Source organism: Arthrobacter cheniae, assembly GCF_003602275.1.
Taxonomy (GTDB): Bacteria; Actinomycetota; Actinomycetes; order Actinomycetales; family Micrococcaceae; genus Arthrobacter_D; species Arthrobacter_D cheniae.
Genome location: NZ_QZVT01000001.1, coordinates 552,082 through 573,575, shown reverse-complemented (window position 1 = coordinate 573,575; position 21,494 = coordinate 552,082). Strand labels below are relative to the sequence as shown.

Sequence of the window (21,494 nt, the reverse complement as noted above, 5' to 3'; positions counted from 1 at the left end):
CAGTTGACCCAGACGGTTACGTCGGGGCGCCGTCGAGCGTCCGAAGATCGCGCTCACCAGCAGCACCCGCTGCCACACCGCCCTGCCCACGCATCGGCGACCCACGCCCCTTCCGCCCCCTCCGCCTCGGTCCAGACCCTCCTGCCGAGCCGCCGATCACTCCGCGAGCGGGAGCTTCCCTCCTTCGTCGAGCACTCCTGTGCGGAGATCACATCGGCGTCCGCTGCTGCCCGATCGAAGGACGGAGCCGTGTCACCGACTCCGCCGTCCCTGACGCGCCGTGAGCTACGCGAGCAGGAGAAGGCCGCGAGCGGCGAGGCGGCACCCGGTGCGCGCCGATCCGCGCCGGCCCGCCGGGCAGGACGCGTCCCCAAGCCGTTCGAGCGGTTGCGCGAGAACGCGGCGACCGGCGGGATGGTGCTCGCCTCCGCCGGACTGCTGATGGGAGCGGTGGTCCCCGCGGCGTCGACCGCTGCCTCTGAGGTGGCCGTCGGGCCACCCACCCACACCCGTGCCGCCGCGATCGCGCCGGCGGTGACCGCTCCCGCTGGAGCGACGGTCGCGTTCGGCCTCGAGAGCGCTGGGCCGGCGGCCGAGGGCATCGCACCGGGCATTGCCACCGCCAGGGCTCTCTCTGCCTCCCTTGCACCCGCAGCGCAGGAGCGCAAGGCCTTCGGCGTTCCTGTGGACAGCCCTGTCGTCGCGTCCACCTTCGGGTACCGCATCAACCCGATGGGCGGGCCCGATTCGGAGCTGCACACCGGGCAGGACTACGCCAGTGCCTGCGGCACCCCGGTCAAGGCCGCCGACCCGGGTACGGTCACCGATTCCGGCTGGCACGCATACGGGGGTGGCCAGCGCATCGTGATCGACCACGGCGACGGCCTCAAGACCACGTACAACCACCTGAGCGCCCTCGAGGTGCCGGTCGGCGCGGCGGTGCAGCGCGGCGATCTCCTCGGTGCCGTCGGCAGCACGGGCAACTCCACCGGTTGCCACCTGCACTTCGAGGTCCTGGTCAATGACGAGAAGGTCGACCCGCAGCCCTGGCTGTAGCGCGCGCCTCGCCCTACAGCAGCAGGCCGGACCAGCGGGCGCCCGCGAGCCCGGCACCCGCGCTGCCGGGATTCGCGCGCGTCCTAGGGCAGGGGCTCGCTCACGACGGCCGGATCCTTGTAGCCGAGAGGCATCCGGAGCCGCAGTGAATCAGGCTTCACCTCGAAGGCCATGTGCCTCGCCTTCCCGAGCGGATCGCCGTCGAGCTGGACCTCCAGCGGCTCCCGCGAGGTGACCTCAGCAGTGCGGCACTGGAAGTACTCGAGGGAGGGGTCCTTGCTCGAGCCCTTGCCCTTGACGAACAGCTTTCCGGCCACGGCGAGCCAGCCGAGCTTGCCCTTGGGCGCCACGGTCATGAGGTCCATCCGACCGTCGTCGATCCTGGCGCCCGGGAAGATCTCGAGGCCACCCATGATCTTGCCGCAGTTCCCGCCCATGACACTGCGGAGCCTGCGCTCGAAGGGCTTGCCGCCGTCCACCGAGATGGTTGTGCGGGCGGGCCTGCCCGGCAGGTTCCTGATGCCGGCGTCGACGTAGGCCAGCCAGCCCACCTTGTCCTTCAGGTCGTCGCGGGTGTCGGACATGATGGCGGCGTCGTAGCCGAGGCCGGCCATGACGAGGAAGACGTGTGCATCCTGCGCGCGGTCCACGGTCACGTGCACGACGTCGATGCTGCGCTCCGTGCCACGGAAGGCGGCTTCGACGGCGGCGTCCGGATCGTCGACGGCGATATCGAGATTGCGCGCAAGCAGGTTCCCGGTGCCCAGCGGGACGAGGGCCATCATGGTGCCGCTCCCGGCGAGCTCCTCGGCGACGCACCGCACCGTGCCGTCCCCGCCGGCCGCGATGACCAGGTCCGCTCCCGCATCCAGCGCCTGGCGCGCCTGGCCGTGACCGGGATCGTCCTCCGTGGTCTCGATGACCAGGGGTTCGTCCCAACCGTCCTCCGCGGAGATGCGCCGGACGGCGCCCTCCACATCGATGGTGGTGGCCTTGATCGGATTGATGATGAGGGCGGCTCGACGGCCGCCCGAACCGGCCTCGGAGCCCTGATCGATGGTCGCCTCGGGAGTAGCGTCGGTCGGCATGATGTCCTTCGTGCGTGATGTCAACGGGTGGCCTCGACGAGCTTATCCCGCTGCCCTCCGCGCCGAGGGTAATCTTTGGACGTGACCAACACCTCGCGCTACGTGGCCCTCGGCGATTCCTTCACGGAAGGGGTTGGCGACTGGGACCCGGCGTCACCCAACGGCGTCCGCGGCTGGGCGGACCGCGTGGCGGAGCAGCTCATCCTGGCCGATCCGTCCTGGTTCTATGCCAACCTGGCCATCCGCGGCAAGAAGATGCGCCAGATCCTCGGGGAGCAGATCGACGCCGCTCTGGCGCTCCAGCCGACGCTCGTCACGATCTACGCCGGCGCCAATGACATCCTGAGGCCGCGCGTCGACATCGACGCCCTGATGGCCGAGTACGACGACGGCGTGGGCCGCCTTCGCGAGGCGGGCACCGACGTCGTGCTGTTCACGGGGTTCGATGCCTCGGGGTCCGCCGTTTTCGGCAAGACCCGGGGGCGCACGGCCGTCTACAACGAGTGGGTGCGCGAGATCGCCGACACGCGAGGCGCCACGATCGTCGACTACTGGCGCCTGCGCGAGTTCCAGGACTGGGGCTACTGGGATGTGGACCGCATGCACATGTCGACCGCCGGTCACACGCTCATGGCCGCCCGCGTGCTCGAGGCGCTGAAGGCATCGCATCGGATCGACCTGCCCGAGCTCGAGGCCCGGCCCGCGCTGAAGCGCGCGGAGCAGCTCCGAGCGGACGCGCAGTGGGCGCGGGAGTACCTGACGCCGTGGGTCGGCCGGCGCCTCCGTGGGGCCTCCTCGGGCGATGACCTCCTGCCCAAATATCCGACGCCGGTCCACCCGCATTGGGCATCGATCACGGCCTGAGGGCGGCCCGGAGCATTCACCGGAACGCCCGCCCTGCAACCCCTGCAGGGCGGCGTGGGAGCCCGCAGCCGGCCTTGGAGCCGATGTGCCAGAATGACCAGATGGCGGCGCACTGGCTCACACCCGACGAGCGGCGGGCGTGGCTGGCACTCTATGCGCTGACGTCGCTCCTCCCCTCGAGCCTCGATGCCCATCTGTTCCGGGAAGCGCGCATCACCCTTTTCGACTACCACGTCCTCGCGATGCTCTCCGAGTCCGAGGACACGAGCCTACCCATGAGTGAACTGGCGGGACGTTCGGCGGCGTCGCTCTCGAGGCTCAGCCACGTGGTCAAGAAGCTGGAGGCGCGAGGCTGGGTCCTCCGGCTGCCGTCCTCCTCCGACGGACGGGTGACCACCGCGACGCTGACCCCCGCAGGACTCGGGATGCTCACGGATCTCGCCGTATCGCACGTCGCCCAGGTCCGCTCCACCGTGTTCGACGCCCTCGACCGGCAGGACGTCGCCGACCTCGAGCGGGTGGGGCGCAAGATACTCCGGGGAATGGACAGTGCGCACTGGATCCTCTCCGACGGCGAGGCCGCCGCGGAAGCAGCGGTGGCCGGCGGTTCCACGGTGCGCCCCCTGGGTGATGCCGCGGATGCCGCGGGAGCTGAGGACGCCGGGGGAGCAGAGGACGGCTCCGCCACGGGACGGAATGGCGGATCCGCCCAACCGCAGCTTCGCGGCAGCGGTCAGTAGGCCGCCAGCGGTGCGCCGAGACTCCAGGACAGGACAGCAGATGGACCAGCAGGTACAGTTCCGGCACCAGCCCCGCGTCCTCGCGATCGTGCTGGCGGGCGGGGCCGGAGGACTGCTCGGGGTCCTGACGGACCACCGCGCCAAACCGGCGATGCCGCTGGGTGGCAGCTTCCGGCTCATCGACATCCCCCTGTCCAACCTGCACCACAGCGGGATCTCCGACGTGTGGATCATGGAGCAGTACCAGCCGAAGACCATCAATGACCACCTCCGGAACGGCAGGCCCTGGGACCTCGACCGTACGCGGGGCGGCCTGCTCGTCCTGCCTCCCTTCAGCGGGCACGAGGGGGAGGGGTTCGCCGAGGGCAACGCGGACGGACTGCTGCGGCAGTCGGCGTTCATCCGCGACTTCGCGCCCGACCTCGTCCTGGTGCTCAGTTCGGACCACCTGTACCGCCTCGACTACCGCGACGTCGTCGACACCCACCTGCGGGCAGGCGCCTCCCTCACCATGGTCACCGTCGATTTCGATGGCGACGCCTCCCAGCACGGCGTGGTGTCGGTCGACGACGACGGCAGCGTGACCGATTTCGCCTACAAGCCGGAGGACCCGCGGACGAGCATCGTGGCAGCGGAGATCTTCCTCTACTCGACGGCGGCGCTGCTCGATGCACTCGACCACCTGAGCGGGAAGAACGACGGCCTCGGGGACTACGGACACCACCTGGTACCGCACTTCGTGGAGCAGCACGCGGTAGTCGAGCACCGGCTCCAGGGCTACTGGCGGGACCTCGGGACGCCGGCCAACTATCTCCGGGCGCACCTCGACCTCGTGGAGGGCAAGGGCCTCGACCTCGGAGCAGCGGACTGGCCGATCCTCACCGAGCCGCCGCAGGTGGTACCGGCGTTCGTCGGGGACAGGGCCGTGATCGTGACCTCGCTGATCTCGCCGGGGGCCGCCGTGCATGGCACCGTCCGCAGGAGCGTGATCGGGTCGGGGGCCTCCGTCGCAGCCGGGGCGGTCGTGGAGGATTCGGTGCTGCTGGGCGGAGTGCGGGTCGAGGAAGGGGCGGTTGTGAAGTGGGCGATCGTCGATTCGGACGCCGTCGTGTCCGGGGAGCGCATCGGCGCCGGTCCGGACACGCCCGCCGTCGTGGACCGCCACGGCACGACGAGTGACTGATCCGTTTTGGTCAAGCCAGATCCTGTCGGTAGTATGGTAAGGCGTTTGGCTACGGCGGGTGCCGCCCTGTTCCCTGGACAGGATGGGATTTGCCCGGCTACCCGTGACTACCTAGAATTTAAGGCTGTGCCGGCCGCAAGGCCGCGCGCCGCCTAATCTTCACCGTCTTCCCCGCGGCGAGGCACTCTGGCAGGTTCTCACCCTGCCGGGTCAACCTCCGGAAAGCTGCAGTAATAGCGGTGTCATTACTGGTGGCGGGACGCTCAACAAGTGATTCCGTCACGTTCATCTAATCTGGAGGAGAGTTATGGCAGCCCACTGCCAAGTGACCGGAGCCGAGCCCGGCTTTGGACACAGCATTTCGCACTCGCACCGCCGCAATAAGCGCCGGTTCGACCCCAACATTCAGAAGAAGCGCTACTACGTGCCTTCCCTGCGCCGCAATGTGACGCTGCAGGTCTCCGTCCGCGGCATCAAGACGATCGACGTCCGCGGCATCGAGGCAGTCGTTGCATCGATCCTCGCGAGGGGTGTGAAGCTCTAATGGCAAAGGACAAGGACGTACGTCCGATCATCAAGCTGAAGTCCACCGCCGGGACGGGCTACACCTACGTGACGCGCAAGAACCGTCGTAACGATCCGGACCGCATGGTCCTGATGAAGTACGACCCCAAGATCCGCAAGCACGTCGAATTCCGAGAGGAGCGCTAACCATGGCCAAGAAGTCAAAGATTGCTCGTAACGAGCAGCGCAAGGTCATCGTCGAGCGCTACGCGGCCAAGCGCCTCGAGCTCAAGAAGACCCTCGTCGACGAGAACGCCACCGACGAAGCACGCGAAGCGGCACGCCTCGGCCTGCAGAAGCTTCCCCGCAACGCTTCACCGGTGCGTCTGCGCAACCGCGACCAGATCGATGGTCGTCCCCGTGGAACCATCCAGAAGTTCGGTATCTCACGCATCCGGTTCCGCGACATGGCCCACCGTGGCGAACTGCCCGGCGTGACCAAGTCGAGCTGGTAGCAGTCGCCGGGGCATCATGCCCTCGCAGTACCTCCATCCGCTTCGAGCGGTGACACCGGGAAGCCGGCAACCTCCGGGTTGCCGGCTTCCTGCGTTTCGACGACGGCGGTCGGACGAGGCGTAAAACACCCCTGGAAACGGCGGGTTTATGCTGAAAAGCCGCGTAAACACGCGGAAGAGGGCGCCCAAGCTGATAGGTTTTCGGACAGAGGCTTTTCGAATACCGTGAAAAGCTCGTTCCGAAGAGTGACGTCCAGGAGGACCTAAATTGGCTAAAAACCGTAGTGAACTTGTTGCCGAGGTAGCGGCGAAGGCCGACACCAGCCAGGCCGCCGTCAATGGCGTCCTCGACGCCCTGTTTGACGTCTTCGCCGAGTCCATCGCCAAGGATGAGAAGATCACCATCCCCGGATGGCTCGCCGTCGAGCGCACCAGCCGTGCAGCACGCACCGGCCGCAACCCCCAGACCGGTGAGACCATCCAGATCGCCGCGGGCCACAGCGTCAAGCTGACCGCAGGCTCGAAGCTGAAGGCTTCCGCCAAGTAATTCGCAGGAACATTCCCGCATGACCGGAGGGTCGCTGCCATGACGGCGGCGGCCCTTCGTCATGATCGGGCGTGTCGGGCACGCGGTGGGACCCCACGATGGGAACCACCAGGAGATTGGCCCTATTTCTACTCCGGGTAGAGAATGGTGTACGTGTCGACTACTGCGAAGCAACCGCGCGAAACCCTCGCCACCGCCTCTTCGGAGCGCGCCGTCGCGACGGGCTGGCTGGTCCTCGCCGGCGTCGTCATGCTTGCCGCGCTCGTCGTCGCCCTGTTCTACTCGGGTGCAGCAGCAGCCCGGCAGCTCGGAGATCCCGGCGCCCTGACCCGGTGGGGCCTGCCCGTCGCCAAGGTCCTGAACAACACGGCGGCCGCCGGAACCATCGGCGCCCTCGTCTTCGCCGTCGTCATGCTGCCTCGCACGGCAGGCACGGGCGGACGCAAGCCGAAGGAGACCGCAGCCGAGCATCCCGCGTTCTCCCGCGTCCTGATCCTGGCTTCCGTCTCCGCGGTGGCCTGGACCATCGGCGCGCTCGGAGTCATGGTCTTCACCTACTCCGACGCCGCGGGACTGCCGCTCAGCACCGACCCCGCCTATACGCAGGGCCTCGCGGCCTTCCTCACCGACTTCTCCACCGGTCGTGCGTGGCTCGTGACGTCGATAGCCTCCGCCGTCCTCGCGACCATCCTGTTCGGGGTGCGTTCACAGACCGGGCTGGCACTGACCCTGGTGCTGGCGTTGCTGAACCTGCTGCCCGTTGCCCTGGTCGGGCACTCCGCCAGTGGCGATGACCACAACGCGGCCGTCAACTCGATCGCACTCCACCTCGTGGGCGTCTGCCTCTGGGTCGGCGGCATCATCTCCCTGGCCGTGGTGAGCGGCACGCTGGGGAACCAGGCACTGCCTGTCCTCAAGCGGTTCTCCGCCCTCGCCGGCTTCGCGTTCATCCTCGTGATGGCGTCCGGCGTGGTGAATGCGAGCCTCCGGATCACCGACCTCGCACAGCTCAGTTCCGAGTGGGGCCTGCTCGTCACCTTCAAGACAGTCGCCACCCTGCTGCTCGGCGGGATCGGCTGGATGCACCGGCAGTGGATCATCCCGCAGCTCGAGGCTTCATCCGGCACTGCCGCGTCGAAGCTCTCGGCACGCAGAGTGCTGTGGCAGCTCATCGCCGTCGAGCTGGTCATCATGGCCGCTGTGTCCGGCGTCGCAGGAGCCCTCGGCCGCACGGCCCCGCCCCGCTCCGAGGTGCTGCCGACGGAGGCGGGCCCGGCCCGGATCCTCACCGGGTACGATCTCCCGCCGGAGCCGACCATGGCCCGCTGGCTGACGGAGTGGCGGCCCGACTGGCTGTGGATCACCGTCGCGCTGACCTTCGGCGTCGCCTACGTCCTCGGGATGGTCAAGCTCCACCGCCGTGGGGATTCCTGGTCCGTCGTGAAGCTCCTCAGCTGGCTAGTGGGCCTGGCTCTCCTGACCTATTTCACCTCCGGGCCCCCCGCCGTCTACGGGATGGTCCTCTTCAGCGCACACATGGTCGACCACATGGCGCTGACGATGGTGGTGCCGCTGTTCCTCGTCCTCGGCGCCCCCGTGACCCTTGCCCTCAAGGCGCTCGGTGCGCGCCGTGACGGTACCCGCGGCCTCCGGGAGTGGATCCTCGTAATAGTGCATTCCTGGCCGTCGAGGATCATCACCCATCCGCTGTTCGCAGCGGGCAACTTCGTCGCGTCGATCATCGTGTTCTACTACTCTCCGCTGTTCGGATTCGCCCTGCGTGAGCACGTCGGACACGAGCTGATGATCACCCACTTCCTCATCACGGGCTACATCTTCGTGCTCTCGATGATCGGCTCGGACCCGGTGCCGTTCCGGGCTCCCTACCCGATGCGTATCCTGCTCCTCTTCGCGACCATGGCGTTCCACGCCTTCTTCGGCGTCACGCTCATGGGATCCACCTCACTCCTCGAAGCCTCCTGGTTCGGCAACATGGGCCGCGAGTGGGGTGCCTCCGCCCTCGCCGACCAACAGGTGGGTGGCGCTGTCACCTGGGGGGTCGGTGAGATCCCCACCCTCCTGCTCGCGATCGGGGTGGCCGTCGTATGGTCCCGTTCCGACGCGAGGGAGACGAAACGCAAGGACCGTGCGGCGGACAGGAATAACGACGCCGACCTCACGGCTTACAACAGCATGTTCGCCGACCTCGCCGTGCGCGACGCCGGACCCCGGCCTCCTGCGCAGCAATCCACGGCGCGGACGACCACCACCGCAGGAGACGATGAATGACCGAGACCACCGTGCGCACCGGCTACCGCGTGCGCGGCTCAGCGCTGACCGGCCGTAACTGGCTCAACACGGGCGGGAAGCAGCTCCAGCTCGAGGACCTGCGAGGAAAGATCGTCGTCCTCGATTTCTGGACGTTCTGCTGCATCAACTGCCTGCACGTCCTCGACGAGCTGCGGCCCCTGGAGGAGCAGTACTCGGACGTCCTCGTCACCGTCGGCGTGCACTCGCCGAAGTTCGAGCACGAGGCCGATCCGGCAGCCCTCGCTGCCGCCGTCGAGCGCTACGAGATCCACCACCCCGTCCTCGACGACCCGGAGCTGACCACCTGGCAGGCCTACACGGCCCGTGCCTGGCCCACGCTCGTGGTGATCGATCCCGAGGGCTACATCGTGGCGCACCTCTCCGGGGAGGGGCACGCCGCGGGGCTCACGTCCCTCGTCGAGGAGCTCGTCACCGAGCACGAGGCGAAAGGCACGCTCCACCGTGGCGACGGCCCCTACGTCCCCACCGAGAGTGCGGCGGGGGACCTCAAGTTCCCGGGCAAACTCCTCGCGCTGCCCGCGAGTGGCACGTTCCTCGCGGGCGATACCGGCCACCACCGGCTCGTCGAGCTCGAAGCGGACCTCGTCACCGTGCGCCGGACCATCGGCTCCGGCACCAAGGGCTTCCTGGATGGAAGCGCCGCGGAAGCGCAGTTCAACGAGCCGCAGGGCGTCGCGCTGCTGCCGGCCGGGCTGGCCGCCGAGGTCGGGTACGACGTCGTCGTGGCCGACTCCGTGAACCACCGCCTCCGCGGGGTCACCCTCGCCACGGGTGAGGTGCGTACGCTCGCCGGCAACGGCATTCAACGCCTGCTCGACGCCGGGAACCACACGAAGACGGGCCGGCAGGAGAACGCGTTCGAGGTCGGCGCCGAGAGCGTGACCCCGCGCCTGACGGAGACGCAGCTCGGCACGGACGCGCTGGACGTCTCGCTGTCGTCACCCTGGGACGTCCTCTACTCGTCCGTGTTGGACAGGGTCGTCATCGCCATGGCCGGCACGCACCAGATCTTCACCTACGACCCCCGTACCCACTCGGTCGAGGTCCTCGCCGGCACCGGGCTCGAGGGACTGCTTGACGGCGATGCCTCCGCGGCCTGGTTCGCCCAGTCCTCCGGCCTAGCAGAGGATGCCAACGGCACCATCTGGATCGCCGACTCCGAGACTTCCTCCGTGCGCCTCCTGTCCTTCATCGAAGTCAACGGGCGCAACCGGATCCAGGTGCAGACAGCCGTCGGCACGGGACTCTTCGACTTCGGCTTCCGCGACGGCGATGCCGACCAGGCCCGCCTGCAGCACCCACTCGGCGTGACCGCACTGCCCGACGGCTCCATCGCCATCGCGGACACCTACAACGGCGCCGTCCGTCGCTACGACCCCGCCACACGGCAGGTGTCCACGCTGCTCCGGGGACTCTCCGAACCGTCCGATGTGCTGGTGGACATGACACCCGTGGCCGATGGCGGAGACCCGCTGCTCATCGTCGTCGAGACCAACCGGCACCAGCTCATCCGCGTGCCGCTGCCCAGGGAGGCGCTCGCCGTCGACGAGGGTGCGTCGCAGACCCAGCGACCCACGACACCGATGTCCGCGAAACCCGTGGCCCTGACCGTTCGTTTCAGCGCGCCCAGGGGACAGAAGCTGGACGACCGCTGGGGGGATCCTACCCAGCTGAAGATCAGCTCATCTCCCGAGACCCTTCTGGTATCCGGGGGCGGCACGTCCACGGGCCTGACGCGGGAGCTCGTACTCTCCCCGGACGCGGGCGACGGCGTCCTGCACATCACCGCACGGGCGGCCTCCTGCGACGGCGAGCCCGGCGGCGACATCCCCGACCACGCCGCCTGCCACCTGTACCAGCAGGACTGGGGCATCCCGGTCACTGTCACGGCCGACGGCGGCACCGAGCTGACCCTGGACCTGCGCGGCCTCGACTGATCGGTTCCGTGGTCCACTCCCTGCGCAGCCGACGGTGGAAGCAGGAACCGCGACAGGGCCCTGTGGCACCCGCAGAAATCCCGCCGACGACTGATCGGCAGCACAGAAGGAGCGCATGACCATCGACACCGCACCCGCAACAGCACACGACGGACCACGCACGGCACTCGTGGTCGGAGCCACGGGCATCGCCGGCTCGGCGCTCGTCGAGAAGCTCACCGCGGACGGCTGGCCCGTCCTCGCCCTGTCCCGGAGGCCTGGTGCCGCGCGCGACGGCGTCCGCTGGCTCCCGGCGGATCTGCCGTCGGCTGAAGCGGTGGCTGCCGCCCTCGCCCCTGAGCACCCGACGCACGTCTTCTTCACCGCCTGGTCCCGGCAGGACACCGAGGAGGAGAACATCAGGGTCAATGCCGGGATGGTCCGGGACCTGCTCCTCGCCCTCCGCGGAAAGGGGATCGCCCACGTGGCCCTCATGACGGGACTGAAGCACTACCTCGGCCCCTTCGAGGCCTATGCGGCCGGCGAGATGGCGGACACACCGTTCCACGAGGAGGAGCCGCGCCTGCCCGTCCGGAACTTCTACTACGCGCAGGAGGACGAGCTCTTCGCCGCAGCGGCCGAGCAGGGCTTCACCTGGTCGGTGCATCGCGCGCACACCGTGATCGGGCACGCGGTCGGCAACGCCATGAACATGGGACTGACCCTCGCCGTGCAGGCATCACTGTGCCGGGAGTCGGGTGAGCCCTTCGTGTTCCCCGGCTCGGAGACGCAGTGGAACGGCCTCACCGACATGACGGACGCCGCGCTCCTCGCCGAGCACATGGTCTGGGCGTCGACCACCCGTGCCGCCGCCGATGAGGCCTTCAACATCGTCAACGGGGACGTCTTCCGATGGCGCTGGATGTGGCCGCAGCTTGCCGACTACTTCGGTGTCAGCTGGGAGGGCTTCGATCAGGCGCCGCGCCCGCTCGAGCAGGCCATGGCCGGACGGGAAGCGCAGTGGGCGGAACTGGCGGAGCGCCATGGACTCGTGGAGCCTGCACTGGATCGGGTGGCATCCTGGTGGCACACGGACGGCGACCTGGGCCGCGACATCGAGGTGGTCACGGACATGGGCAAGAGCCGTGTGGCCGGCTTCACCGGGTACCGGAGGACCGTCGACGCGTTCATCGGCCTCTTCGAGCGCTATCGAGCCGAGAATCTCATCCCCTGACCAGTGCCGGAAGCCGCTGGGTCGACGAGACCCGGTAGCAGGCTAGTAGCGGACGACGGGCGTGACGGTGATGGCGTCCTCGCTCACCGTGAGATCGGCGGTGAACTCGAACGGGACGGATTCCGAGACGTCCCGGACCTCGCCCGAGAAGAAGTCCCTGAGCTGCGTCTCGATGCGGGCACTTCCGCGGAGGGGGGCGAGCAGCCAGCCGCCGTCGTTCGGGGTGACGGAGGCGGCCGGATACTCCTCGATGGTCCAGGAGATGTCGCCGGCCAGCCGCTCGTTGGTGGGGTAGTTGAACGGGCAGTTCGTCGGCTGGAAGACGGTCTGTTCGGCGCAGCCGTCGAGGAAGGCGTGAAGCTGGTCGTCGACGGCCCGGATCAGTTCGGGCGTCGCCTCCGTGGCGAGCGCGAGGGGCGGCGGCGGTGTCTCCCGGCTCGTCACGGTCGCGTGACGCTCCGGTGCGGAGAAATACTTGCCCTCGTACTGCGCGGTGACGGAAGTCGGGTAGAAGGCGGCGAGGGCCGCGCTACCGTCGGGGAGGCCGACGTCGACCCCGTTCACCGCCGCCTCCACACTGTTCAGTGCCGTGACCTCGACGGTCGGCAGGACCGTCTGCTCGAACTCCCACACGTTGAACAATCCCCATTCGGTGCCCGTGCGCTCGAGGGCGAAGACGCTCGTGGCCTCGGCTCCCTCAAGGGTGTAGGTCACGGGTACCTCCACGCGGTCGTTCGCGGTCCGGCGCGCGTCGCCCACCTCCAGGTTCTCGAGGGGTTCGCTCGCCCTGCGGAGGGCATCACCGTCGAGCAGCGTGGGGTTGGAGCCTTCCGGTACGGAGGCGTTCAGCAGCCCGAGCGCCTTGCCGCCGTCACCGTCGCGCAGCGCATCGAGGTACAGCCTGACCTGATGCTCCGGGCTGTAGAGCTTTCCATTCATCACGGAGACGGTGGCGAAGAACGCGGCGCCGACGAGCATGAGTACCAGCAGCCAGGCTGCGAGGACTTTCACGACCGGGGTTGTCTGCACCCCACCACGGTACCGGCTGAGCTGCGTCAGGCGGGAAGGAAGCCGAGCAGTGCTCCGGAGATGGCGCAGGCGAGCCCGACGACGGCGATGACCCGGGTGCCGCGATACGGCTCGTCGAGGGACCAGTGGGTCGGCTGGCGCGCGTGGTAGTAGATCGTGACGTCCTCGCCCGGCGTCCAGGGCTGGGGCGCCGCTGAACCCCTACCGCGCCGTGGCGTGCCGCTGGACCACAGGGCCTCGACGATGCGATACCGGTGGTCGTGCCAGCGGAGGTAGGGATGGCCCTCGTGCTCGAAGGTGATGGCCTGCGTCTTGGTCCACGAGCCGTAGATCAGCCGGATGGTGAGCGCCGCTATCAGGAGCCCCAGGCCCAGCGCCACGAGCGTGGAGCTGACGATCTCGAGGGCGATCACCGGCGTGCGTCCAGGCGCACCAGACACGGGCGACGGTTCCTCAGCACCATTTCCGCTTGCAAACCCTGGTGCCGGCTGCCCCGAGGTGCAGGGTTGGACCCTCGACGACGTGTCCGGGGGTGGGGTCGGCGGCCTGCTCGGCGCCGTCGTGTTCGACCATAGGGCCAGACTACACAGACAGGACCGGCGCCCTGCCGGGTGCCGGTCCTGTCTGTACAGCTCGCGAGGATGTGCTCGTTTCCGGCTCTGTCAGCCTCCGGACTACTTGCCTCGGGCCGCCGTCGCGCCGCCCGAGCGACCCGCACCGGCATCGACGGTGGTGCCGTTCCCGTTCCCGTGCGTGGACGTGCCGAAACCTCCGCCGGCGGCCTGCCCGTCCGCCTGCTGCGCTGTTGCGATCTCCTCCGCCCGTTCCTCGCCCGCCTCGCGCGTGAGTTCGGCACCGGCCTCCGCATCGCGTGTCAGGTTCTCGCCGCTCTCGGCGTCGAACAGGTGGAGCTTGCGCGTGTCCAGCCAGATCTCCGCCTCGCGGCCGCCGCGGATCCGGCTGGCGGCATCCAGCGTCACGACCACCTGTGGACGCAACTCGTCGGCGTCCATATCCCGCGCGAGGTTGTTGAGCAGTTCGCGCATCTCCGGGGCCGGATCGAAGTTGATGTAGCCGTACTGCTCGTTCCCGAGCCATTCGGTATGCGTGAGTGTCGCCCTGAAGGTGGAGCCGTTGAACCGCTTGTGGTCCTCCACGAGCTTGGCGTCCTCGAAGAACTCGGGCCGGACGCCGACGAGGACCACCTTCTTGCCTGCGGCCTTCCGGGCCTTCTCGGCGGGAAGGTCGAGGTCTCCGAGGGCGGTCTTCAGGACATTGCCCTCGACGGTGGCGGGCAGGAAGTTCATGGACGGCGAACCGATGAACCCGGCGACGAAGAGGTTGACGGGCTGCTCGTACAGCTCGCGCGGTGAGGCGATCTGCTGCAGCTCGCCCTTCTTCAGTACGGCCACGCGGTCACCGAGGGTCATGGCTTCCGTCTGGTCGTGGGTAACGTAGACGGAGGTGACGCCGAGGCGCCGTTGCATCTGGGAGATCTCCGATCGCATCTGGCCGCGGAGCTTCGCGTCCAGGTTGGAGAGCGGCTCGTCGAAGAGGAAGGCGTCCGCCTGGCGAACGATGGCGCGTCCCATCGCGACGCGCTGCCGCTGGCCGCCGGAGAGGTTCGCGGGCTTGCGCTGCAGGTGGTCCGTGAGCTCGAGCGTTGAGGCGGCCTCGGTGACGAGCTTGTCCACCTGCTCCTCGGAGTGCTTGCCCTTGGCCAGGCGCAGTGGGAACGCGATGTTCTCGTACACCGTGAGGTGCGGGTACAGGGCGTAGTTCTGGAACACCATCGCGAGGTTGCGATCACGGGGCGCCTTGTCATTGACGCGCTTGCCGTCGATCAGGAGGTCCCCGTCGGTGATGTCCTCGAGTCCCACGATCATGCGTAGCAAGGTGGACTTGCCGCAGCCGGACGGGCCTACGAGGATGATGAACTCCCCGTCGGCGATATCGATGCTGACGTCATTGACGGCAGGGAAGCCGTCACCGTATTTCTTGACCAGGTGGTTGAGAGTGATTGAAGCCATGGTGCGAATCCTTTACTTGAACCGGGGGCGTTAGCCCTTGACGGCGCCCGAGGTCAGGCCTGAAACAATCTGGCGTTGGAAGAGCAGGACCAGCAGGACGATCGGGATGGTGACGATGATCGCGGCCGCCGAGATGGCCCCGGTCGGCGCCTCGAACTGTGAGGCTCCGGTGAAGAATGCGAGTGCTGCGGGCACGGGCCGCGCTGCCTCCGTGGACGTCAGCGAGATCCCGTAGACGAAATCGTTCCAGGCGATGAAGAAGGCGATGATGGCCGTCGTGAACACGCCCGGTGCGGCCAGCGGAACGATCGCCTTCCGGAACGCCTGCCACGTCGTCGCGCCGTCGACCTGCGCCGCCTGCTCCAGTTCCCAGGGGATCTGCCGGAAGAACGCGGTCAGGGTCCAGATGGAGATCGGGAGCGTCAGAGACAGGTACGGGATGATGAGCCCGAGCCAGGTGTCGTAGAGACCGATGGTGCGCCACAGGTTGAACAGGGGCGTCACGATCGAGATGACGGGGAAGATCGAGACCGCCAGTGCGGTGGTCAGGACGAGCTTCTTGCCCGGGAAATCGAGCCGGGCGATCGCGTAGGCGCACAGGGTGGCGAGGACGACAGCGATGAACGTCGCGATCAGCGTGATGCCGATCGAGTTGCGCAGCGCCGAGAGGAAGAGGCCCTGGGCGTCCCCTACCAGGATCTGCTCGTAGTTGCTGGTGGTGGCCGTGCCGGACGACGGCAGGAACTTCCCACTCGTGAGGTCGCTCGGTGACTTGAACGACGTGGCGAGGATCGAGATCACGGGAAACAGCGCGTAGACGAGGACGAGGACCGTGACGATCGCCCAGAGGACCTTGTTCCTGGTACTGGTGTTCGTCATTACTTTCCTCCCTGTGATCCGGCGAGATCGACCTTGAAGAGCTTGATCGCCACGAAACAGATCAGCAGTACACAGAGGAACAGGAGGACGGAGACGGCGGAGCCGAGACCGATCTCGAGCCTGCTGATCGATTGCCGGTAGGCGAGGAGGGACAGCACTTCGGTGCCATAGGCACCATTGGTCATGATGAAGACGTTGTCGAAGATGCGGAAGGCATCGAGGGCCCTGAACAGGACGGCCACCATGATCGCGGCCTTCATGTTGGGGATGATCACCTTGCGCATCTGCTCCCACCAGGTGGCGCCGTCGACCTTGGCGGCCTCGCTGAGCTCGTCCGGCACCTGGGCGAGCCCGGCGAGGAGGAGGAGCGAGATGAACGGAGTGGTCTTCCAGATCTCCGACGCCATGATGACGAACAGCGCAGTGGGGCCCTGTGCGAACCAGTTGAGGTTCTCGTCGATGCCCGGCAGCCAGCCGAACCAGTTGTTGATGTAGCCCGAATTGATGTCGAACGCGTAGAACCACGCGAACGCCGAGACGACGGTGATGATGCCGTAGGGCACAAGTATCGCGGTCCGGAGCAGGCCGCGTACCGACTTCAGGGCCTTGTGCATGACGAGAGCGAGGGCGAACCCGAGCACGAGCTCCACGGCGACGGTGATGATCGTGATGAGGACCGTCGTCCAGAGCCCGGACCACCAGACGGGGTCCGAGAGGATCACCGCGTAGTTCCCGAGGCCGATGAACTCACGCTCTCCGGGGGCTGTCAGCCGGAACTGGAAGAGCGATTCGAAGATGGCCTGCAGGATCGGGTACAGGGTGACGAGCAGCATGATGACGAAGGCCGGCCCGGCGAGGATCCAGCCGAGCCGTCGCTCCGCGCGGACGCGGTCGCTGTACTGTTTCGGCGCTTTCCGGGTCTTGCCGTTCGTCGTGCTGGTGCCCGTGTCGAGGCGCGGACCGGGGTCGGTCGACGACGCCGTCGTCGTCTTCGCTGGGATGGCGGAAGTCACAGGAGTTGCTCCCCTCTGAGGACCGAAGTGATGAAGTCGCTCGATGTTCCCGGAGTGCTGTCGGGATCGACGTCGGCGGGTGGTGCCCAGCGTTGCTGGATACCGGTGGAGACCTCGTTGTAGAACGGTGTCTGCGGACGGGGTGCTGCTACCTGCAGGGAGTCCCTGATGGTCTCGGCCATCGGGAAGGACTCCTCGATACGCGGGTCCTCGTAGGCCTCTGTGTTGGACGGCGGGTTGCCGTTGGTCACGAAGTACTCCGACTGGTTCTCGACCGAGACGATGCACTGGATCGCCTCGTAGGCGAGCTCGGGGTTGTCGCTCTCGGCACCGACACCGAGGTTGATACCTCCGAGCGGCGGAGCCGACTCCTGGTCGGCGGACATCCGCGGGAAGATCCCCCAGCCGAGGTCGTCGAGGACTGCCTGGTCGAGCGTGCCCGCTTCCACCGCAGCCGTCGTGGCCGGCCAGACGAACGGGTAGTTGACCATGAAGGAGCCCGAGTCGCCCTGGAAGGCGATGAGTGATGCGTTCTCGTCCTGCGTCGGCAGACCGGGCCCACCCAGACCGTCCTTGCCGATCGTCGAGATCACCTCGGCTGCTGCGACGCCGGCTTCCGAGTCGAGGCCGAGCTCGATCGTATCGGCGGTGGCCTCGGGATCGACGATAATCGAGCCACCCGCTGATTCGACGAGCGCGTTGACCCATACCGTCATCGATTCCGCCTGGGCGCCCTGCACTCCCAGGGTTTTCTCCTGGCTCGCGGCGGCTTCCATGATCTGGTCCCAGGTGACGGGCTTGGACATGTCGAGCCCCGCCGCCTCGGCAACCGATTTGCGGTACCAGAGGATCTGCGTGTTGGCCCAGAACGGAACCGTCACCAGTTCGTCCTTCCAGGTCGCGCCGACGAGGGCGCCCTCGACGACGTTCTCGGACGTGCTCTGCGCGAGGTCCTCGGGAACCGGTGCAAGGAAGCCCGGTTCCGCGAGCTCGGGGATGAAGGGAGGATCGAGGCTCATGATGTCGAGCGAGGAGTCTCCCGCCGCCAGGCGGCGCGCAAGCTGTTCGCGCTGGGATGCGGCGTCGCTCGGCAGGAGTGAGGTCTCGATGCTGTAGCGACCGCCGGAGTCGTCGCTGCATTTCTGCGCGATCGCGGCCTGGCCACCCGCGTCCGGATTGATGTACCAGGTCAGGGAGTTGTCCGCCCCCGCCGGCCCACAACCGCTCATGGACAGTGTGCCGATCACGAGGCCTGCCAGGACGGCGGCCTTCGGACGGTTTTTCATGATGCTGCGTGTTCTTCGACTTGTCGGCATTCGTACCGAGCCTCCACATCCTCGTAGACAACCCGGCTGGCGGTTCAATCGAATCGACAGCCTAAGCATGCTTGCTTTTTCGACCTTATTCCTAGACGACCGAAACCGCTAGACAGCCAGCTTACTATTACACATCGGGGGAATGGTCACGCTCGAAGGCAGTAGGATGCGGACCCCGTCGGGGGAGCGCCTCGAGCCCGGCCCTCAGGCGGGTAGCGCCGAGTTGTCCAGGGCGAAGGGAGGGCGCTCGACGTCGTCGGTCAGGGCTTCAGCCGGATCGGAGCCGAGCTTGATGATCCGGTTGTCCGCATCTACGTGGACGACGCTGGGGACGAAGGTGCTCGCTTCCTCGGTCGTCAGCTGCGCGTAGGTGATGAGGATGACGAGGTCGCCCGGTTCCACCAGGTGCGCGGCCGCACCGTTGATGCCGATGACCCCGGATCCACGCTCGCCGGCGATCGTGTACGTCTCGAGGCGGGCACCGTTGGTGATGTCCACGATAGAGACGAGCTCGCCGGGGAGGATGTCCGCGGCGTCGAGAAGGTCCAGGTCCACGGTGACGGATCCGACGTAGTGGAGATCGGCGTGGGTGACCGTGGCGCGGTGGATCTTCGATTTGAACATGGTGCGATTCACCGCTCAAGGATACTGCTCATGCGGGAGCCCGGTGGCGGCTACGGTAGGTGTCCTTCGGCACACCGAGGGGTGTGGAGGCAGCCTCTGAGGAAGAGGAAAGAGCGGGCGACGGGAATCGAACCCGCGTATCGAGCTTGGGAAGCTAGCGCTCTACCATTGAGCTACGCCCGCGCGGCAGTTGAAACCGCTCCATCACCTTACAACAGTTCTCGGGGCTTGCCTGGACCGGCATCGCGCGCCTCCTCCGGGGCCGCCTCCTCCGGGGTTGCGTCACCCGCGGTCCGGTGGTGGTCCGCAGGTGAGGGTGCCGGGGGTGGAGCCGCGGCTGGTGGCGTCGCTGCGGATGCCGTGGACGGGGCGGCCTTCGCTGACCGTGCCCTGTCGATCAATTCCCGCCACGGACCGTCGGGCCGGCCCTCGAAGACGTAGACCTCGGTATAGCCGATGGCGATGCGGTACGTGAATCGGTCGCGCTGTTCGCCGGTGCCTCCCGGGGCATCGGCGTGGTCGATGCCGCCCTCGGCTCTTGCCAGGGGGAGCCACCGCTGCTCCGCCTCCGTCGCGCTGACCTCGAGGCTCCAGCTGCGCGTGATGCCACCGAAGCCGCCCGAGCGCGTGATCTCGATCTTCATGCCGGTACGCCCACCTTCGACCATGCTTCCGCAACGGCTTCGGCTTCTCGGCTCCCGGCTCCGTACCGCTCGCCCGCGGCGTCGTTCGTGGCCCGTGCGAAGGTGGGGAAGTCGCAGTCCGCCGGAAGGCTGCCGCTGAGCACGGCCTCGTACCAGATGCGACCCACCCCCTTCCACGCCTTCCCGCCGAGAGCCACGGCCGCCAGGTAGAACGCGTGGTTGGGGATGCCGGAGTTGATGTGGACTCCGCCGTTGTCCGACGTGGTGTCGACGAAGTCGGCCATGGTGGCGGGCTGCGGGTCCTTGCCGAGGACGTCGTCGTCGTAGGCCGTGCCCGGTGCCTTGAGCGAACGCAGCGCCTGTCCCTCGACGGCTGGGGTGAAGATCCCCGCTCCCACGAGCCACGACGCCGCCCCTGCGTCCTGGCCGAGCTCGCGCTGCTCCACGAGGACGCCGAAGACGTCCGAGAGCGACTCGTTGAGGGCACCCGACTGGCCCTGGTACTGGAGGTTGGTGGAGTACTGGGTGAAGCCGTGCGTCAGTTCGTGGCTGATGACGGTGAGGGAGGCGGTGAAACGGCCGAAGATCTCGCCGTCGCCGTCGCCGAAGACCATCCGCTCGCCGTCCCAGAAGGCATTGTCGTAGTTGGAACCGTAGTGAACCGTCGCGTCGAGGGGCTTTCCCGCGCCGTCGATCGAGGATCGCCCATACTCCTCGCTGAACAGCCGATACGTGGAGCCGAGGCCGTCGTAGGCCTCGTCCGTGGCTGCATCACCGGTCAGGGGTGCGCCCTCGGCGCGAACGAGGTTCCCCGGGAGTTCCTCCCTTCCGCCGGCGTCGTGGATGCGCCGCCTCAGGGTCCCGACCACGGCGGACCCGCGGCGCACAGGAGCACGAAGTGCTTCCGACCGCTCGTGCACCAAGGGGTCGAGTTCGAGCAGTGCATGCCGCGCTGCCCTTGCTGCGACCGAGAGACGCGGATCCTGCAGGGCCGCGAGACGGGTGAGGAGGTGGGGTGGAACGATGCCGCAGTGGACTCTTCTGATGGTGGCTCCCTTGGATTGGTCCCAACGTAGACCCGCGGACCGACACTCGGATCCTCGTCCGTGGGACGTAGTCTTGCGGCATGAGTGTGGAACGGAACACCCGTGACCTCGAGCAGGGCATCGAGCGGGATTTCTCCGACAAGATGAGCTACGGCGCCTACCTGGAGCTGGACAGGCTGCTCGACGCCCAGCATCCGGTGAGCTCGCCGGAACACCACGACGAGATGCTGTTCATCATCCAGCACCAGACGTCCGAGCTCTGGCTGAAGCTCGTGCTGCACGAACTCCGGGCCGTGCGTGTGTACCTGCAGGCGGACGACCTGCGGGCCGCGATGAAGGGCATCGCCCGCATCAAGCACATCCAGCGCTCACTGACGGAGCAGTGGTCCGTCCTGGCGACGCTCACGCCGTCGGAGTACGCGGAGTTCCGCGGTGACCTCGGGTCCGCGAGCGGCTTCCAGTCCTACCAGTACCGGGCCGTCGAGTTCCTGCTCGGCAACAAGAATGCCGCCATGATCCAGGTCTTCGAGGCCGACCCGGCCGCCCAGGCCCTGCTGACGGAACTGCTCGGGCAGAGCAGCATCTACGACGAGTTCATCGCCCTGCTGGCCAGACGCGGGTACGACATCCCCGAGGACCTGCTCACCCGGGACGTCAGCGTGGCCCACGAGTTCACGCCCGCGCTCGTTGCTGTCTACAAGACGGTGTACGAGGACGCGGCAGGGCACTGGGACATCTACGAGGCGTGCGAGGAACTCGTGGACCTCGAGGACAACTTCCAGCTCTGGCGATTCCGCCACCTGAAGACGGTGGCGCGCACGATCGGCTTCAAGACGGGAACCGGCGGCTCCTCGGGCGTCGGGTTCCTCCAGCGGGCGCTCGAGCTCACGTTCTTCCCGGAACTCTTCGCGGTGCGCACCGAGATCGGCCGCTGA

The 21,494-nt window shown here is 67.5% G+C and carries 22 protein-coding genes and 1 tRNA gene; 12 read left to right on the top strand and 11 right to left on the bottom strand.

Annotated features, from left to right (window positions below):
- Window positions 1–3: 3 nt before the first annotated feature.
- The gene (locus tag D6T63_RS02715; RefSeq protein ID WP_147394289.1) at window positions 4–1,056 is read left to right on the top strand and encodes a M23 family metallopeptidase; all 1,053 of its coding nucleotides are present in this window, start codon (window positions 4–6) and stop codon (window positions 1,054–1,056) included.
- Window positions 1,057–1,139: 83 nt separating this feature from the next.
- On the opposite strand, the gene D6T63_RS02710 is transcribed toward D6T63_RS02715, so the two are convergent.
- Window positions 1,140–2,168, bottom strand: coding sequence for a diacylglycerol/lipid kinase family protein (locus tag D6T63_RS02710; protein ID WP_235830504.1), 1,029 nt, complete (start codon window positions 2,166–2,168; stop codon window positions 1,140–1,142).
- Window positions 2,169–2,225: 57 nt separating this feature from the next.
- On the opposite strand from D6T63_RS02710, the gene D6T63_RS02705 reads away from it, so the two are divergent.
- From D6T63_RS02705 to D6T63_RS02660, 10 genes are all read left to right on the top strand, one after another.
- Window positions 2,226–3,008: an SGNH/GDSL hydrolase family protein gene (locus tag D6T63_RS02705; protein ID WP_120147596.1), complete on the top strand. Its 783-nt coding sequence runs from the start codon at window positions 2,226–2,228 to the stop codon at window positions 3,006–3,008.
- 101 nt (window positions 3,009–3,109) lie between these two features.
- Window positions 3,110–3,748, top strand: a complete 639-nt coding sequence (locus D6T63_RS02700; RefSeq protein ID WP_120147595.1) for a MarR family winged helix-turn-helix transcriptional regulator — start codon at window positions 3,110–3,112, stop codon at window positions 3,746–3,748.
- Between the two features lie 40 nt (window positions 3,749–3,788).
- Entirely contained in the window at window positions 3,789–4,931 is a 1,143-nt protein-coding gene (locus tag D6T63_RS02695; RefSeq protein WP_120147449.1) for a glucose-1-phosphate adenylyltransferase family protein, read from the top strand.
- Between the two features lie 307 nt (window positions 4,932–5,238).
- Window positions 5,239–5,475 carry a 50S ribosomal protein L28 gene (gene rpmB / locus D6T63_RS02690; protein ID WP_120147448.1) on the top strand — a complete coding sequence of 79 codons (237 nt, stop codon included), beginning with the start codon at window positions 5,239–5,241 and terminating at the stop codon, window positions 5,473–5,475.
- The gene (gene rpmG / locus D6T63_RS02685; protein ID WP_019481734.1) at window positions 5,475–5,642 is read left to right on the top strand and encodes a 50S ribosomal protein L33; all 168 of its coding nucleotides are present in this window, start codon (window positions 5,475–5,477) and stop codon (window positions 5,640–5,642) included. Before rpmB ends, rpmG begins: the two co-directional genes overlap by 1 nt.
- 2 nt (window positions 5,643–5,644) lie before the next feature.
- Window positions 5,645–5,950 carry a 30S ribosomal protein S14 gene (rpsN, locus tag D6T63_RS02680; RefSeq protein ID WP_104116235.1) on the top strand — a complete coding sequence of 102 codons (306 nt, stop codon included), beginning with the start codon at window positions 5,645–5,647 and terminating at the stop codon, window positions 5,948–5,950.
- A 268-nt stretch (window positions 5,951–6,218) separates the two neighbouring features.
- On the top strand, window positions 6,219–6,497 hold the full coding sequence (locus D6T63_RS02675) for an HU family DNA-binding protein (protein WP_104181350.1): 279 nt from the start codon (window positions 6,219–6,221) through the stop codon (window positions 6,495–6,497).
- A 153-nt stretch (window positions 6,498–6,650) separates the two neighbouring features.
- On the top strand, window positions 6,651–8,786 hold the full coding sequence (locus tag D6T63_RS02670; protein WP_407923692.1) for a cytochrome c oxidase assembly protein: 2,136 nt from the start codon (window positions 6,651–6,653) through the stop codon (window positions 8,784–8,786).
- Entirely contained in the window at window positions 8,783–10,765 is a 1,983-nt protein-coding gene (locus D6T63_RS02665) for an NHL domain-containing thioredoxin family protein (RefSeq protein ID WP_120147446.1), read from the top strand. The genes D6T63_RS02670 and D6T63_RS02665 overlap by 4 nt, the downstream gene beginning before the upstream one ends.
- Window positions 10,766–10,880: 115 nt before the next feature.
- Window positions 10,881–11,978, top strand: a complete 1,098-nt coding sequence (locus D6T63_RS02660) for an SDR family oxidoreductase (RefSeq protein WP_120147445.1) — start codon at window positions 10,881–10,883, stop codon at window positions 11,976–11,978.
- 42 nt (window positions 11,979–12,020) lie between these two features.
- Here the strand turns inward: D6T63_RS02660 and D6T63_RS02655 are convergent, their stop codons facing one another.
- The 10 genes from D6T63_RS02655 to D6T63_RS02610 all read right to left on the bottom strand — a co-directional run bounded on the left by D6T63_RS02655 (window position 12,021) and on the right by D6T63_RS02610 (window position 20,559).
- Window positions 12,021–13,007 (bottom strand): hypothetical protein, encoded by a 987-nt coding sequence (locus D6T63_RS02655; RefSeq protein WP_235830503.1) that lies wholly within the window; start codon window positions 13,005–13,007, stop codon window positions 12,021–12,023.
- 26 nt (window positions 13,008–13,033) lie between these two features.
- Entirely contained in the window at window positions 13,034–13,447 is a 414-nt protein-coding gene (locus D6T63_RS02650) for a hypothetical protein (protein ID WP_147394288.1), read from the bottom strand.
- Between the two features lie 234 nt (window positions 13,448–13,681).
- Window positions 13,682–15,037, bottom strand: coding sequence for an ABC transporter ATP-binding protein (locus D6T63_RS02645; RefSeq protein ID WP_120147443.1), 1,356 nt, complete (start codon window positions 15,035–15,037; stop codon window positions 13,682–13,684).
- A gap of 30 nt (window positions 15,038–15,067) precedes the next feature.
- On the bottom strand, window positions 15,068–15,916 hold the full coding sequence (locus tag D6T63_RS02640; protein WP_120147442.1) for a carbohydrate ABC transporter permease: 849 nt from the start codon (window positions 15,914–15,916) through the stop codon (window positions 15,068–15,070).
- Window positions 15,916–16,929, bottom strand: coding sequence for a carbohydrate ABC transporter permease (locus D6T63_RS02635; protein ID WP_235830502.1), 1,014 nt, complete (start codon window positions 16,927–16,929; stop codon window positions 15,916–15,918). The genes D6T63_RS02640 and D6T63_RS02635 overlap by 1 nt, the downstream gene beginning before the upstream one ends.
- Window positions 16,926–18,215 (bottom strand): sugar ABC transporter substrate-binding protein, encoded by a 1,290-nt coding sequence (locus D6T63_RS02630; protein WP_235830501.1) that lies wholly within the window; start codon window positions 18,213–18,215, stop codon window positions 16,926–16,928. The genes D6T63_RS02635 and D6T63_RS02630 overlap by 4 nt, the downstream gene beginning before the upstream one ends.
- A gap of 234 nt (window positions 18,216–18,449) precedes the next feature.
- The gene (gene panD / locus D6T63_RS02625) at window positions 18,450–18,881 is read right to left on the bottom strand and encodes an aspartate 1-decarboxylase (RefSeq protein WP_182976849.1); all 432 of its coding nucleotides are present in this window, start codon (window positions 18,879–18,881) and stop codon (window positions 18,450–18,452) included.
- Window positions 18,882–18,981: 100 nt separating this feature from the next.
- Window positions 18,982–19,052: transfer RNA gene (locus D6T63_RS02620), tRNA-Gly, on the bottom strand.
- A 26-nt stretch (window positions 19,053–19,078) separates the two neighbouring features.
- Window positions 19,079–19,513: a protealysin inhibitor emfourin gene (locus D6T63_RS02615; protein ID WP_147394287.1), complete on the bottom strand. Its 435-nt coding sequence runs from the start codon at window positions 19,511–19,513 to the stop codon at window positions 19,079–19,081.
- Entirely contained in the window at window positions 19,510–20,559 is a 1,050-nt protein-coding gene (locus D6T63_RS02610; RefSeq protein ID WP_120147439.1) for a M4 family metallopeptidase, read from the bottom strand. Before D6T63_RS02610 ends, D6T63_RS02615 begins: the two co-directional genes overlap by 4 nt.
- An 80-nt stretch (window positions 20,560–20,639) precedes the next feature.
- On the opposite strand from D6T63_RS02610, the gene kynA reads away from it, so the two are divergent.
- Window positions 20,640–21,494, top strand: coding sequence for a tryptophan 2,3-dioxygenase (gene kynA, locus D6T63_RS02605; protein ID WP_120147438.1), 855 nt, complete (start codon window positions 20,640–20,642; stop codon window positions 21,492–21,494).

Excerpts from the sequence above, each read along its gene's own strand:
- D6T63_RS02665 (WP_120147446.1), top strand. The coding sequence starts at position 8,783 with ATGACCGAGACCACCGTGCGCACCGGCTACCGCGTGCGCGGCTCAGCG.
- D6T63_RS02630 (WP_235830501.1), bottom strand. The coding sequence starts at position 18,215 with ATGAAAAACCGTCCGAAGGCCGCCGTCCTGGCAGGCCTCGTGATCGGC.
- D6T63_RS02700 (WP_120147595.1), top strand. The coding sequence starts at position 3,110 with ATGGCGGCGCACTGGCTCACACCCGACGAGCGGCGGGCGTGGCTGGCA.
- kynA (WP_120147438.1), top strand. The coding sequence starts at position 20,640 with ATGAGTGTGGAACGGAACACCCGTGACCTCGAGCAGGGCATCGAGCGG.
- D6T63_RS02615 (WP_147394287.1), bottom strand. The coding sequence starts at position 19,513 with ATGAAGATCGAGATCACGCGCTCGGGCGGCTTCGGTGGCATCACGCGC.
- D6T63_RS02695 (WP_120147449.1), top strand. The coding sequence starts at position 3,789 with ATGGACCAGCAGGTACAGTTCCGGCACCAGCCCCGCGTCCTCGCGATC.
- D6T63_RS02660 (WP_120147445.1), top strand. The coding sequence starts at position 10,881 with ATGACCATCGACACCGCACCCGCAACAGCACACGACGGACCACGCACG.
- rpmG (WP_019481734.1), top strand. The coding sequence starts at position 5,475 with ATGGCAAAGGACAAGGACGTACGTCCGATCATCAAGCTGAAGTCCACC.
- D6T63_RS02640 (WP_120147442.1), bottom strand. The coding sequence starts at position 15,916 with ATGACGAACACCAGTACCAGGAACAAGGTCCTCTGGGCGATCGTCACG.
- rpmB (WP_120147448.1), top strand. The coding sequence starts at position 5,239 with ATGGCAGCCCACTGCCAAGTGACCGGAGCCGAGCCCGGCTTTGGACAC.
- rpsN (WP_104116235.1), top strand. The coding sequence starts at position 5,645 with ATGGCCAAGAAGTCAAAGATTGCTCGTAACGAGCAGCGCAAGGTCATC.
- D6T63_RS02645 (WP_120147443.1), bottom strand. The coding sequence starts at position 15,037 with ATGGCTTCAATCACTCTCAACCACCTGGTCAAGAAATACGGTGACGGC.